The sequence below is a fragment of the Nonomuraea sp. NPDC051191 genome (genome assembly GCF_044455665.1).
GTDB lineage: Bacteria > Actinomycetota > Actinomycetes > Streptosporangiales > Streptosporangiaceae > Nonomuraea.
On sequence record NZ_JBITEZ010000014.1, the window covers coordinates 237,612 to 250,631 of the forward strand.

General features: G+C 65.2%; 16 protein-coding genes and 3 pseudogenes. 14 read left to right on the top strand and 5 right to left on the bottom strand.

What is annotated here, in order from left to right; all coding sequences use genetic code 11:
• Positions 1–196: 196 nt before the first annotated feature.
• The gene (locus ACIA8R_RS37085) at positions 197–622 is read left to right on the top strand and encodes a hypothetical protein (RefSeq protein WP_364091065.1); all 426 of its coding nucleotides are present in this window, start codon (positions 197–199) and stop codon (positions 620–622) included.
• Here the strand turns inward: ACIA8R_RS37085 and ACIA8R_RS37090 are convergent.
• Positions 619–1,593 (bottom strand): NTF2-like N-terminal transpeptidase domain-containing protein, encoded by a 975-nt coding sequence (locus tag ACIA8R_RS37090; protein WP_397042337.1) that lies wholly within the window; start codon positions 1,591–1,593, stop codon positions 619–621. The genes ACIA8R_RS37085 and ACIA8R_RS37090 overlap by 4 nt on opposite strands.
• Positions 1,594–1,902: 309 nt before the next feature.
• Between ACIA8R_RS37090 and ACIA8R_RS37095 the strand changes: the two are divergent.
• Positions 1,903–1,995: pseudogene (locus ACIA8R_RS37095) on the top strand (IS5/IS1182 family transposase); the annotation flags it as partial.
• 20 nt (positions 1,996–2,015) lie between these two features.
• Here the strand turns inward: ACIA8R_RS37095 and ACIA8R_RS37100 are convergent.
• Positions 2,016–2,888 carry an aldo/keto reductase family oxidoreductase gene (locus tag ACIA8R_RS37100; protein WP_364090557.1) on the bottom strand — a complete coding sequence of 291 codons (873 nt, stop codon included), beginning with the start codon at positions 2,886–2,888 and terminating at the stop codon, positions 2,016–2,018.
• Between the two features lie 140 nt (positions 2,889–3,028).
• On the opposite strand from ACIA8R_RS37100, the gene ACIA8R_RS37105 reads away from it, so the two are divergent.
• The gene (locus ACIA8R_RS37105; protein WP_364090551.1) at positions 3,029–3,472 is read left to right on the top strand and encodes a helix-turn-helix domain-containing protein; all 444 of its coding nucleotides are present in this window, start codon (positions 3,029–3,031) and stop codon (positions 3,470–3,472) included.
• A 112-nt stretch (positions 3,473–3,584) separates the two neighbouring features.
• On the opposite strand, the pseudogene ACIA8R_RS37110 reads toward ACIA8R_RS37105, so the two are convergent.
• Positions 3,585–4,428, bottom strand: a pseudogene (locus ACIA8R_RS37110) (IS5 family transposase).
• A 113-nt stretch (positions 4,429–4,541) separates the two neighbouring features.
• On the opposite strand from ACIA8R_RS37110, the gene ACIA8R_RS37115 reads away from it, so the two are divergent.
• The 3 genes and pseudogenes from ACIA8R_RS37115 to ACIA8R_RS37125 form a co-directional block, all read left to right on the top strand.
• On the top strand, positions 4,542–4,946 hold the full coding sequence (locus tag ACIA8R_RS37115) for a hypothetical protein (RefSeq protein ID WP_397042338.1): 405 nt from the start codon (positions 4,542–4,544) through the stop codon (positions 4,944–4,946).
• Positions 4,947–5,715: 769 nt separating this feature from the next.
• Positions 5,716–6,201, top strand: coding sequence for a hypothetical protein (locus ACIA8R_RS37120; RefSeq protein ID WP_397042339.1), 486 nt, complete (start codon positions 5,716–5,718; stop codon positions 6,199–6,201).
• A 128-nt stretch (positions 6,202–6,329) separates the two neighbouring features.
• Positions 6,330–6,769, top strand: a pseudogene (locus tag ACIA8R_RS37125) (transposase family protein); the annotation flags it as partial.
• 9 nt (positions 6,770–6,778) lie between these two features.
• On the opposite strand, the gene ACIA8R_RS37130 reads toward ACIA8R_RS37125, so the two are convergent.
• A complete protein-coding gene (locus ACIA8R_RS37130) occupies positions 6,779–7,369 on the bottom strand; it encodes a DUF4240 domain-containing protein (protein ID WP_397042340.1) in 591 nt (196 codons plus the stop codon).
• Positions 7,370–7,576: 207 nt separating this feature from the next.
• On the opposite strand from ACIA8R_RS37130, the gene ACIA8R_RS37135 reads away from it, so the two are divergent.
• Positions 7,577–8,662: a methyltransferase domain-containing protein gene (locus ACIA8R_RS37135; RefSeq protein WP_397042341.1), complete on the top strand. Its 1,086-nt coding sequence runs from the start codon at positions 7,577–7,579 to the stop codon at positions 8,660–8,662.
• A 195-nt stretch (positions 8,663–8,857) separates the two neighbouring features.
• Here the strand turns inward: ACIA8R_RS37135 and ACIA8R_RS37140 are convergent, their stop codons facing one another.
• Positions 8,858–9,280, bottom strand: a complete 423-nt coding sequence (locus ACIA8R_RS37140) for a hypothetical protein (protein ID WP_397042342.1) — start codon at positions 9,278–9,280, stop codon at positions 8,858–8,860.
• A 211-nt stretch (positions 9,281–9,491) separates the two neighbouring features.
• Between ACIA8R_RS37140 and ACIA8R_RS37145 the strand changes: the two genes are divergently transcribed.
• The 7 genes from ACIA8R_RS37145 (at position 9,492) to ACIA8R_RS37175 (ending at position 13,007) form a co-directional block, all read left to right on the top strand.
• On the top strand, positions 9,492–10,016 hold the full coding sequence (locus ACIA8R_RS37145; RefSeq protein WP_397042343.1) for a DUF6461 domain-containing protein: 525 nt from the start codon (positions 9,492–9,494) through the stop codon (positions 10,014–10,016).
• A gap of 193 nt (positions 10,017–10,209) precedes the next feature.
• Positions 10,210–10,419: a hypothetical protein gene (locus ACIA8R_RS37150; RefSeq protein ID WP_357698431.1), complete on the top strand. Its 210-nt coding sequence runs from the start codon at positions 10,210–10,212 to the stop codon at positions 10,417–10,419.
• Positions 10,420–10,553: 134 nt separating this feature from the next.
• Positions 10,554–11,030, top strand: a complete 477-nt coding sequence (locus ACIA8R_RS37155) for an NUDIX domain-containing protein (RefSeq protein WP_397042344.1) — start codon at positions 10,554–10,556, stop codon at positions 11,028–11,030.
• Positions 11,031–11,146: 116 nt separating this feature from the next.
• Positions 11,147–11,377 (top strand): hypothetical protein, encoded by a 231-nt coding sequence (locus tag ACIA8R_RS37160; RefSeq protein WP_357698427.1) that lies wholly within the window; start codon positions 11,147–11,149, stop codon positions 11,375–11,377.
• A 110-nt stretch (positions 11,378–11,487) separates the two neighbouring features.
• On the top strand, positions 11,488–11,814 hold the full coding sequence (locus tag ACIA8R_RS37165; protein ID WP_364090532.1) for a hypothetical protein: 327 nt from the start codon (positions 11,488–11,490) through the stop codon (positions 11,812–11,814).
• Positions 11,815–11,924: 110 nt separating this feature from the next.
• On the top strand, positions 11,925–12,722 hold the full coding sequence (locus ACIA8R_RS37170) for a GNAT family N-acetyltransferase (protein WP_397042345.1): 798 nt from the start codon (positions 11,925–11,927) through the stop codon (positions 12,720–12,722).
• Positions 12,723–12,860: 138 nt separating this feature from the next.
• Positions 12,861–13,007, top strand: coding sequence for a hypothetical protein (locus tag ACIA8R_RS37175; RefSeq protein ID WP_357698421.1), 147 nt, complete (start codon positions 12,861–12,863; stop codon positions 13,005–13,007).
• Positions 13,008–13,020: the final 13 nt, after the last annotated feature.

The window sequence follows — 13,020 nt, forward strand, 5'->3', positions numbered from 1 at the left end:
TTGGGCGGTCTGGCGGGGCGCGTGCATCTCGCGAGCCTTGATCGAGTACGCGAGGCGTGATGGCGATGCCGTTGAACTCGACCGGACGGGCTCGACCTCGCCGACGATGTAGCAGCCGTGCGGTGTGGTGACGTCCGTGTCACCAGTGCGATAGACAGTCCCCCAAGACGAAGGCCCGACATCTGTGGAGGATCCGGTGCGAACCCTGTGGGGCTGCGTCGCCCTGGCCGTGACAGCCCCACTGGTCGGACTGTTGCTGCTGATCATGATTCCGGTGTGGCGCGACAACGCACGCCTCGACGACCTTTACGAGCGCGTCCTCGCACACCCGCTCCCGCCGAACAGCCGAGACGTCTTCCTGATGGACCGCGATGTGACCTTCGGCAAGAATCTGGTCGGGGGCAGCGGATCCTATTGTGACTACCGGGTCCGGATCACGCTGCAAACAGCGCTCACTCCACAGGAGATCCGCCGCCACTATGACAATGCGGTCATCCCTGGAGCTGAGTCGAAAGCGATGATCTCCCTGTACTTCGGGGAAGATGGCGATGGTGGAGGTCGCAGGGTCATCGTCGAGGCGTACGACTCCCACAACTGGGACGGGGATTGGCGCTGCTACTAGCGGGCCTTCTGCTCCACGCTTGCTCTGCACCTGCCAAGTACGGCTGGAGCCTCCGCCAGCCTGTTGCACCCGTTCACCTGCTCTGCGAGGTAGGACGGCGTGTGGTGACGCGCGATGAACCGGTCTTCGCAGCGACGGCTAACCAGTGACCCCAGGTTGGGCCGAGTCGGCCAAAATGGCCGCCAGTTTGAGGCCTTCGTCGGCGAAAAGTCGTCCTGCCTGTTCGCCCTTGGCACGTGTCTCCAGAAGGACGAGCCGGGAGGAGCCGTCGCGTTGGAGGACGACGCGGATCTGCCGCACCTCGCTGAAGCCGACCTTTGCAGTTCGGGGTGGATCGCCGTCGGTGACCAGCTCACCTTCCAGGCGCGGTCGAAATCCATGATCTCCAGTTGTCCGTCATAGGAGTAGGGGACCGGTCCGTCGAGGGTGACGGCGAACGAGGCGTAGTAGGTGGCGGTCTCCCCGACATTCAAGTAGGCCTTGGGGTGGACGCGGATGTCCTGGATGGTCATCCGCTTGGCCTGGGAGCCCTTGGTGAAGGCGTTGTAGACGCCGTCGAGGTCTCGGGGAAGCTCCAGCACCTGGGCTTTCAGGGCGGACAGGTCGCCGCGCTGCCAGGCAGTCAGGAACGCGGTCGCCGTCTGCTGGGGCGAGCCTTTGGTGCGTACCGTCAGGTGGACGCAGTGCCCAAACCGAGGACGGCGGTCAGGGCTACGGGGATGGTGATCGCTGTCCGTCGCCGTCGGCGAGAAAATGCGGGCATATCGGGCGATCCTATTGGCTGGGCTACAACACTCAGAACCCGAGCCCGACCGCCCTTGTGTCCTCGGACGGGAACGTCCGTCACAAACGGCACCCTGCGCCGACAGTCCGACACCGGCCCTTTCGCCCAAATCCGCACGGAGATCGGCCGCCTGTCGACCGACCTGGCGGGTCGCCTCATTGGGGGAGGACGTGCGGCATACCGGCATCGTGTAGCGATTCCTGGACGAGCTGGAGAATCGAACGGTCTCGTGAGGTAGCGGGCCGACGGTTGGCCAACATGTTGCTCCACGATCGCCCTTGCATGGCTGGTCGCCATACGTGCTGGGGGAGATCGACGATCCAGGGTTCGTTCCTCCCCTTGGCTCGCCGAGTAGCGTCGCTGATCTTCGAGCCGTGGATCGCAGGTGACCAACCAAGAGCTCGCGCAGATAGGCGGCGTGGGACCTCGACAACAAGGCGGGCACCGGTGCCAGTGATCATGGAGTTGCGACGCTTTGTGACTACTGGGGAGACCTGTGCCTGTCCTTCCATCATGGCTGATCGATCCGCTGTGGGACCAATTCGCGGCGCTGCTGCCTGAGCGGCCGAAGGCCAATCCGATCCATCCGCTTCATCACGATGACGCGGGTTAGCGGCCGATCTTGTCGAGCTCGGCGAGATCCTCATCGGAGAGCGAGAGTCCCGCGCCTGTGACGTTCTCGCGCAGGTGCGCCACCGAGGAGGTGCCGGGGATCAGCAGGATGTTCGGCGACCGCTGCAGCAGCCAGGCCAGGGCGACCGACATCGGCGTCGCGTCCAGCCGGGTGGCCACGGCCGTGAGGGCCGAGGACTGTAGCGGGGTGAAGCCGCCGAGCGGGAAGAAGGGCACGTAGGCGATGCCCTGCTCGGCGAGCTCGTCGATGAGCTCGTCGTCGCGGCGGTGGGCGAGGTTGTACATGTTCTGCACGCACACGATCGGTGCGATCGAACGTGCCTCGGCGACCTGTTCCGGCGTCGCGTTGCTCACGCCGAGGTGCCGGATCAGGCCCTGCCGCTGGAGGTCGACGAGCGTCTCGAACGCCTCGGCGAGCGAGCCGGTCACGGGGCCCTGGGCGTCGCCGAGGCGGAGGTTGACCACGTCCAGCGTCTTGAGGCCGAGGTTCTCCAAGTTCTCCTGGACGGCGCGGCGCAGGTCGTTGGGCTTGCGGGCCGGGGGCCAGCCGCCCTGCTCGTCGCGGGTCGCGCCGACCTTGGTCACGATGTGCAGCGAGTCGCGGTAGGGGTACAGCGCCTCGCGGATCAGCTGGTTGGTGATGTGCGGGCCGTAGGCGTCGGCGGTGTCGATGTGGGTGATGCCGAGGTCGACGGCCTCGCGCAGGACGGCGAGGGCGCCGTCGTGGTCGGCGGGCGGGCCCATGACCCAGGGGCCGGCGAGCTGCATGGCGCCGTAGCCGAACCGGGTGACGGTCAGGTCGCCCAGGGTCCAGGTGCCGCCGGGAAGTGAAGCGGGAAGCGTGCTCATGCTGCTGCGCTGCCTTTCGTGTCAAACCAGGAACTGGTGCCTGATGGCTTCTTGCACCATCATTGACACGTAGCTCTCCGAGGGGAAGTAGGCACTTCGGAGTGCGTGAGGCACCCGAAGGGGTGTGAGGAGTGGTTTTGATGGCGACGATGACGGCGGCCCAGCAGAGGGCGCAGGCCAAGGTGCAGTACGACGCGTTCGTGGCGGCATGCCCCAGTCGGCAGTTGCTCGACCGGATCTCAGACAAGTGGGTCACGCTGATCCTGGCCGCGCTCGGCAACGGCAGCCCGCACCAGGCAGGCACCGACTGCGCCGGCGAGCCCCGGGCGATGCGCTACTCGGAGCTGGGCCGCCTCCTGGCCGGGGTCAGCCAGAAGATGCTCACCCAGACGCTGCGCTCCCTGGAGCGCGATGGCCTGGTGACCCGCACCGTGACGCCGACCGTGCCCGTCACGGTCTCCTACGAGCTCACCGATCTCGGCCTGTCGCTGTACGACATGATGCGCGGCCTCAAGAGCTGGGCCGAGACGCATATGGACGACGTGCTCGCCAACCGCGAGACCTACGACGGCCGCGTCGACTGAAACCCCAGGGGCAAGACGTGGCCGGTTGCCCGTTTCGGACCTTGGCTTGGATCAGGGTCGCTGGTCGGCAGGAACAGTATGCGCGTAAAAGGCAGGGCAGATAGGCAGGTGGTCATGGGCGTCGCTTCGGGCGGTTGTCCCAGCGGTGGGTGGTCCAGGCTCGGCGGATCAGGCTACGGACGGTGATGATTGTGTCGGCGAGGTGGAAGAAGGCGTGGATGACGGTCGTGCGGCGCTCGTAGCAGCGGGCGAGGCGGTGGAAGGCGTTCTGCCAGGCGTGCGTGCGTTCGACGTGCCACCGCTGGCTGGCCTGGATCGGTGCCTTCTCACCCTTGTGGGCGATGCGACCGTGCAGGTGGCGGGCGGTGAGTTCGGTGCGGGTCTTGTCTGAGTCGTAGCCGGCGTCCAGGTGCACGGTGATGTCGTCGGGCAGGGGTCCCAGGTCGTCCAGCAGGTCCAGGGTCGGGGCGAGCAGCGGGGAGTCGTGGCGGTTCGCTCCTGCGAGAACCCTGCCGAGCGGGATTCCGTAACCGTCCGTCATGCTCGAGCGTTTCAAGCCTCGTTTGCCGCGGTCGACCGGTGAGCGTCCGGCGGCCTCGCCGCCGCCGGGGTGCCTTCGTGATGGAGCCGTCGACAGCGATCTGGTCGAGCACGAGCCCGACGATCCGGTCGTAGGACTCCAGCGCGATCTGCTTGAGCCGGGCGAAGACGCCGAGGTCGATCCACTCGTCGCGGCGGTTGCGGATGGTGGTCGCTGAGCAGGTGGTGTCGGCGATCGCCTGGTAGGAGCAGCCGAATCGCAGGAGCTGGAGCAGCTTGTCGAACACGATCCGGTCGCTGATGCGGGGGGGATGGCAGCCCAGCGGGTGGGCCGGATCGACCGCTGGACGCTCGGGCAGCAGCGCCGCGAATTGGTCCCACAGCGGGTCAGTCAGCCATGATGGAAGAACGGGCACAGGTCTCCCCAGTGGTCACAGAGCGTCGCAACTTCATGATCACCGGCACCTGTGCCCGCCTTGTTGCCGGGGCTCCCCACGCCGCCTATCTGCGCGAGCTCTAAGGTTCTTCCATGCCCCCTGGCAAGGCTTTCCTCATACTGATGTGCGCCGCGTTAACACTGTCCGGCTGTGCAACCTCCTCCTGGCAGGGCATTGGAAGCGCGAAGCTGTCGGTGGACGAGCGTACTTTGACGGTTGATGTGATATTCGGTGCCCCTGACGGGTCCCCGCAGCTCTGTGACAGAGTGACGGACACCGAACTGGACGAATCCTCCTCACAAGTGGTCATCGGGATCTTGGTGGAGGAGGACTGTCCTCGGCAATGGCCCTGGGAGGAGCCTGTGTACTCCAACCTGGTTGCTTACTTGCATCCGGTGAAGTTCACCCTGAAGCGACCTCTTGCTGGAAGAACCGTCATCAACAACACCGACGGTAAGCATGTGCGGATCTATCCGGGCGAGCGCAAGTCCGGGTGACTCCGGCTGATGGGGTGCGCTGCCAAGGGCGCGAGCAGGAGTCGTAGAGCTGCGGGAAGCTCAGTTGCAGTACCAGGCCGTTCACAGCCGTTAAGGATGGACCGAGCACGTCCTCTGACCTGCAGCGAACTGTCTGGAACGGCTCGAACTGGATCTTTTGATCCGCAGGTTCCAGGGACGTTCGTCGCTGGCTCGGCCTCGCGTGACATACGCGGGATGATCTTCCCGGGTATGGGGAGGACGGGCCCCGTACACCAATGTCAGAGGCCAGATGCGGTCAGTAACGTCAGCCCGCTGTAAACCGTCGGCAGTTCGACCAATGCGGGCGGATCGCCCGTGGGTGTGCCGGATTTGCTTCCGTGCCATCTGCGTGCCGCAAGGCCGTGCCACACCGTGCCCGATCCCGCGAGCGAACACCACGTCAGAGACATGATCGCCGTGCCATTAGGCTGCATCGATCACGTGCAGAGAAGCGCCCCGCAGGTAAGGGGGGCAGGTCCAGACGTACGGCCAAAGGATCACGTCTCCTTACAGCGAGGAATCACTGGTTCGAACCCAGTGCCGCCCACCTCGTAGAAGACTGGAGATCGACTCCCGCGCCACGTCGACAGGTTCCCCGACTGGGACGACCTCAAGAGCCACGCCCAGTACCGCAAGCGCCCCGGCCTCTTTCTAGCAGTGAATCCCTTTCAACCCCAACGGCCACATAGGCTACGCCCATGGGACGGCTGTCCGGAATCGCCGGGTTCCGCATACTTCGGGTGGTGCCATGCAAGACGTTCCTCCTGCCGTCAGCGAAGACCCGCCCAGGAAGAAGTCGTTCTGGCGCAGTTGGAAGGGGGGCTGTCTGGTCGCTCTCCTGTCACCGGTGATGGCCTTGGGGCTGCTCGTACTCTTCTTTATGATCCCCGTGTGGGTCAACGACGGGAAGCTGGCGGGCATGATCAGCCGGTTTGAGCGTTACCCCCTGCCGCCCACGACCGGGTGGGTCGGCCAGGGCGAAGGATCCGTCGCGCTTCGCGGCAACGGCAACCACTGTGACTACCTCGCTCGCTTCACGCTTGAAACGGGCTTGAGCGTCCCCGAGCTCGAGGACTATTACGACCGGGCGAACATCGTGGGGATCGACGGAGATCGGCCCGACATCACGATGCGGGCTCAGGAGTCGTCGAAACCCACCGCTCACGGCGGCCAAGTGGTGATCGTGGAACTGTTCGACAGCACAGAAGCGGGCCTGGACCTTCGCTGTCACTGATGAACCCTTTCCTCTCCCGGCTGCAGGGTGCTGGTCACAGGGTGATCGCAAGCTTGATGTTCGCTTGATGACGTAAGAAACCCCTGGTAGATGGATTGATCACCACAACCATGGGCCTCGAATGCTCGCGGTTTCATGGGATGAACGTCCAGGTCCTCGCCTCACCAAACGGGACGATCGTCTGGACCTCTGGAGCGTTGCCGGGCAAAGCCCACGACCTGAGTGCCACCCGCATCTCGGGCATCCGGCGCGCTCTGGAGAAGGCCGGGGTCATCACCCTGGCCGACAAGGCGCATCAAGGAGCCGAAGTCGCGGTGATCACCCCGTACAAGGGCAGGAACAAGCCCCCACCCCAGAACAGGCCAACCGCTCCCACGCCGAGCTCCGCGGACCCGGAGAACGCGCAAACGCCCAGCTGAAGAGCTGGAAGATCCTCCGCAAGCCACGCTGCAGCCCCGGCAAGGCCGGCCACCGCTGCAAGGCCATCGCCGTCCTTCAGAACCACCGCGTTGCCCAAGGTGCGACCCCGAAACCGACTGCATCCCACAGGAACTCAGCGACGAATTGACCTGGTGATCTAGGCATCGCCATAAAGCTCGTGCAGGTACCGGTGAGTTCGAGGAAGCCTCCGAGCGCGCTCCTTCCTGTTGTCGAGCTCCCATTCCTCATCAGTGGGATTGGGAAACGCGAACAACTCATGGCCACGAGACCGAAGGGCTTCCGCTAGTTCGTCACGCTCCTGGCCTGTCACTTGATCCCAGGCCCTGCAGGCTACGTAATCCAGTTCTTCGAACTCGGGCCAGTCATCGTCCGTCCACCTTTCCTGGTTCCGCCGCATCAGGACAAGTCGCTGAATCGCCGGCACATCCACCAGAGCATCGGGCTCTTGAGCCACCCGCTCGAAGGTCTCCCGGCCAAGTCCGACGAGCCACATCTGGAAGTACCAGAAGCCGTCATCGGACCCGCCCCCGAACAGGGTGCGCATCGCACCCCACATCAGCCATGTGTCGACCTTGCGTCGCTCTGTGAGTATCCATGCGTCGAAATCGACGATCTCCTCGGAGGAACGTTGCGCCAACCGCTCGTGAAGCCAATCCAGGCGGGCTTCTTTACCCGAGGTTTCATGCGCAGAATGCTCGATCAGATGCCAGAACCCGTCGATATCCATGGCGGACGATCTTGGCACGGATCTACGGCGTAGCCCATGGCGTGAAGGCCTCGCACTGGCTCTGAGCTTCTTCGCTGGTTCAGGGCGACGGCGCTTCCCGCCGTGCGCCCGGCCCCCGCCCGCGTGCGGTCCCAGGCGTGCGGCCCGGGGGGCGGTCCCTGGGCGGCAGAGGAGCTGGGCATTCGGCCGGCCATCGGTCGTCTCCTCGTGGTCGATTGGGCGCCGTTCCCTAAGGAGGGCGACAAGGTCCTGTTCGTTTTCGGTGGCGGCATCTTGGACGGCGAGTTGCTCAAGCAGATCAGGTTCCTGGACAACGAGCTGAGCGCCTACGAGTTTCATCCCGTCAAGGAATTGGACGGGCTGTTGATCGAGCGGCTTGCCCGTCGCGTCAAAGCCGCCGCAGGTGCCCGCGAGCTTGGCGAGACCGTCTATCTGGAGCACGGCCAGACCGCTCCTGCTGAGTGGCAACGGCCCAGGACGAGCGTGGACGGTCGAGGCCAGGGCGGAACGTTCGCCGAGGCGGGACCCGAGTCACCCGGCCGCCGTCTCGACTGGAAGTCAATGGCGACGGACTTGCGGTCACGTCATGATGTCTCGATGGACAAGGCGACCGCTTACCATGACGCGCTCGGCGATCACTTCGCCGCACATGCGGAGACGAGCCCTTACAACGCCTACACCGACAGACCTGCAATGCTTCGACTCGCGGGTGATGTCTCTGGGGTCAGGATTCTGGATGTCGGCTGTGGAGCAGGCCACCATGCGGCCGAACTCGCGGCCCGCGGGGCCCGGGTGATCGGAATCGAAGGCAGCGCCACGCTGTTGCGCCACGCGTACGCGCGCGTGAACGGCCAGGCAGGACTCCTTCTCCATGACTTGGAAGAGCCGCTCGGGTTCGCCGGTGACGCGTCGTTCGACGGGGTGGTCTGTGCCCTGGTGTACGAGCACATCAGGAATCGTGTGCAACTGCTGGGCGAAATACGCCGCGTGTTGAGGCCGGGTGGATGGCTCCTGGTGTCGACCACCCATCCCACAGCCGATTGGCGCCACTTCGGAGGCTCGTACTTCAGCCATGACTGGAGAGACCTGCCCATCGGTGACAGTGAGCTCTCGATCCACTACCAACGCCTGTCCTTGGAGACCTTTTTGGGAGAGCTGCTGGCGGCAGGGTTCGTGCTGGAGCAGCTGATCGAACCGCGCCCCACGGCCGACCTCCGGGAGATCGACGAAGCCGCCTACGACAGGCTCCACCAAGTGCCGTCCTTCCTTGCGGTGAAGCTGCGACGTCCTTGACCGCAAGCCACGGACCTCATCGCGTCCCGGAGACCGCTGAGGGCGCGGCACCGACCGAAGGTTCGGGCCATGCTGCGATCTTGAGCGAACGCAGCCGGTCGAGGCGGTGAGCACCGAGGCTCGGATGATCCAGTGTTCGGGGCTGGGCCGAGTTCTCGCCTAGGAAGATCGAGGTGGTGGCTTGCGGGCCGCATGTCAGGTGAACGCCGCCAGGATGGCCATGGCGCCGTCGTCCGAGTTGCTGATCGTCAGATAGACCTCTTGGCCATCCCACTCGCTGCTTACGCCGTCGAGTCCGTCGACACAACGGAGGCACCCGTCTTCTTCGGGATCATCGATTCGACTCCATCCCTTGGCGAGGAACTTCTCGAATATCTGCTCGCTGGTCATCGTGCGTTGTGCGCTGAAGACAAGGGAACCGCCGCTTCCGGAGTCACAGTCGTCTTCTTCCATGACAGTCTCGGCGACGGTCACAGGGAGAAGTCCCGAAACGATCTGCTTCAGTTGGTTGATCTCCTTCTTCGCCTGTGCCTCGCACATTGCTCCGCAGCCGGTCAATGAGGTGACGAAGACGGCACCTGCTGCGATGACTGCGCAGGTTCTCGTAAGGCGATTCATAAGTCTTTGACTCCAAGGACTCTCGGGCGCGGTGGCTGCGACAACGGATAGCCGCCCTGGCCGGGGACCGCCTGTGCGGTTGTCGTGGATACGGAAGGTGTCGAAAGGGAGCTGCCGAGGTTCGGGTGCCGAACTCGGTAATGGGCGGCGCAGTCGGTCGGCCATGGTCTGTCCCTCTCGAAGGGGCGCGTTTTTAGCAGATACGAAGGGGATGAGCAGTGTGTCGTCGATGGGGTATGGCTGGTTCGTTGAGGAGTGTCAGAAGGACAGCGATCTGGTCGGTGTGACGTTCGTGCGGGGCCTGTCGCCGGAGGAAGCGTTGCGTCGGATTGGAGCCGGTCCCGGGGACACCTCGCGAGAAGTGGGCATTGCCGCCTACACGGCAGACGGAGGCGCGGTCCTGATTGATTACCATGGGCAGCCACTCCCGGAGCCCCTCTCGCAAGGGACGGAGATGGCGAGGGTCATCACAGGCATCACCATGGACGAGTACTTCGTCTATTCCGTCGACGAGGTGGTGGTGACGGAATTCGAGCCGTTCTTCCCCGGTGAGCGGGACGGCACCGACCCTGACCACCTGCTGACCCATATGCGAGAGCTGGGCATGCCGCTGGACGGAGAGGCCGACACGGGGACCTCCACCGCTCTCGCCCTCGCGCTGGCTGCACGGGCCACCGGGGTCACCCTGACGCCGCCCCACTACGCGGCCGAGCCCGTCGTCGGGTCGATCGACTGAAGGTGAAGATCACGGATCTCATGGTGGCGGACGATCATTCCGCTGCAGGCAAGCATGTACCGTTCCGTGGCTACTCGGTGTCCCGGTGGACGGGCGGTACGGGCTGGGGCGGATATCGGGACGGTTTTTGAGGGTGGCAGGCCGGGGCGGACGGTGGGACTCTAGGGGGCGAGGCGACCTGCTGGAGGAGATCGTGAATCACCCCGAGTTGACCACGAACATGGTCCTCGCCGCCATCCGGGACCACGAGTTCGCAGCCTACGACGTCCTGGTCAAGGAGTACCGGTCAGAGGCCGTGATCGCAGCGTTCACGGACGCGGCCAGGTCGGGCTTCACCAGCTTCGGTGTAGCGGTACATCTGGCGTCGTTGACGGACAAAGGACGTAAGCACCTCGCGGGCTGAACGGCGCGGTGGGTCTCACGAATGAGCCGTAGGCGGTTGTTCGCCTCGACCATGAGGCTGATGTCCGGCTTGCGGCTCCTGCCCTGGGCGGTGCGTCTCGGGGCAGGCCAGTGCCTTGGCGTAGGGTCGAAGTTGTGAACGATCAGGGCGTTCCGCCGTTCGCTCGGGCCCGTGCCGCGTCCGGAGCGCTGTTCTTGGACGACGGTGGTCGTGTGCTTCTGGTCCGTCCTACGTACAAGCCGTTCATGGACATTCCGGGTGGGTGTGTCGAGCCGGGGGAGACCCCGTACGGGGCCTGCATTCGGGAGGTGCAAGAGGAGCTGGGTATTCGGCCGGCCATCGGGCGCCTTCTCGTGGTCGATTGGTCGCCTTCCCCGAAGGTGGGCGACAGGGTCCTGTTCGTGTTCGACGGCGGCACGTTGGGCGACGCACTGCTCAGGCAGATCAGGTTCGTGGACAAGGAACTGAGCGCCTATGAGTTTCACTCCGTCGAGGAACTGGACGGATTGTTGATCGAGCGGCTTGCCCGTCGCCTCAAAGCGGCCGTCACGGCGCGGGAGCTTGGCAGGATCATCTATTTGGAGCACGGCCAGGCCCTTCCCGTCGAGTAAACCATCTGAGTGGCAACGGTCTTCTGTCCGGGCCACGACTGCCTTTATGGGCAACCATTCGCGGCGGATGGGTAGGGGCTTTCCGCATTGTGGATGCGCATGGAAGGCTTTCCGCCGTGGCTGAATCGGATGAACCCGTGCGGGATGAGAAGTCGAGAGACGATCGCGGCGAGATCGAAATGGTCAGTGCGGTCGGTACCGCGCTTCTCGTTCTCGGTGGAGCGCTGTGTGTCGGGGCGCTCGTGTTCGGCGATGGTGAGCCGACGTGGCAGATGCTCGGCGTCTTCATGCTCGCAGTGGTCGCGGGGCTGGCTCTGCGTATCGAAGCGGCCATTCGTAGCCGGTGAGCGTTCTTCTTGAGGTCTGAAGGGCGTCGCGGCCTGACGGTCGGCCCCCAGGCCGGCTCGGCGACGGTTTCTCCGCCACCGCCGTGGACGAGATCTGCGCCAGGGCCGGTGTGACCCGTGGCGCATTCTCGCCGCAGACCAGAAGGCTGGTCGAGGCGCCGGGGGCGCTCGGCTGGACCGCGATGCGGGACATCCAGGCGGGGTGCAAGGAGCAGATGCGCCGCGGGCTGGCCATCGCGATCGAGGCCGGGTGCATCCCGGACCGGCCGCTGGACCCCGTGACCTCACTGCTGTACGGGGGGATCTGCGAGAGCGCCCTGGACATCGCCCGCGCCCCGGACCAGAGTGCCGCGCTGGAGGACTCGGTGGCGGAACTCGACCTGGTGCTCGCCGGTGTAGCCCACCGGTCAGGTCGCGGCTGCGCGCACACGAGATGAAGGCGCCGATCCGGTGCGGCCACGGTTCTCAGGCCGTACCATCCGCCTTGGGATCAGGGAGCCGGGCCCGGCTCTGATGGCGCTGTTGCCTTGCGAAAGGGGCTTCTGCTGTGTCATCTCTCGAAGAGGCGCTGGAGTCCAGGGATCATCTCGTCGCCGTCTGGAGCGCCTTGGTACGGGATCGGGGCGGCCGGGTCAGTACGGATGGCGGCATCGTCCACATGTGGGCTGACAGCTCGTTCGGGTTCTGGAACACCGTGACCCTCGCCGGCGCGGACATCTCGGCGGACGCGCTCGGCGAACAGCTCGCGCGGGCGGCGTCGTTCATGAGGGCCAGGTCCGAGAGCGGGTATCTGTGGGTCTTCGAGGATCTGCTGAGTTCCCAGGCGAAGGCGAGCCTGGCTCAGCGCGTCGCCGAGGCCGGTCTGGAGGTGGCGTTCTCGGGCCGGGGCATGGCGGGCGACCTGTCGGTGCCTGAGCCGTACCATCCGGACCTGGAGTTCCGGCGGGTGGAGAGCGAGGAGCACCTCGCCGCGTACGGCGACGTCAACGCACGTGCCTATGGCATGACGCCCGAGGCGGGCAGGGCCGCCCTGGCGGGTTCGGAACTGTGGCGCGGCGACGTGCACGCCTATCTCGGATACCGCGACGGACGGCCGGTGACCTGCGCCGCCACCGTCGCCGGCCCGGGTTCGATCTTCCTGGCGCTCGTCGCCACCCTGCCCGAGGAGATGCGCAAGGGGTACGGCGAGGCCGTCACCCGTAAGGCGATCCACGAAGGAGCCAGGCGGAGCGGGCACCGGCGGCTGGTTCTCCACGCCACGCCGGCCGGGCAGCCCGTGTACGAACGGATCGGCTGTCGCGCCAACACGGCCATCCACTTCCTCCAGCTCGCCGCCCGGAGCTGACAGGCCGGGTTGCCGTCCCCAGGGGCGACGCGCTCCTCAGGAAGGCTGACCAGGGGCCCAGACCCTTTCGTCATGCCTACTTCGGATGATCACGGGTAGCGCTGTGCAACCACCCCAGCTACAGAAGTGGAAGCCGGCATGATCACTCTCATTCTGCTCATCCTCGCCCTGGCCTGCTTCGTCCTGTCCGCCTTCAACATCGGCGGAGCGCGCGTCAACCTGCTCGCACTCGGGCTGGCGCTCTGGGTCCTCAGCGAGATCATCCCGAAGCTCGGCGAGCTCTGACCCCCGGCGCCTG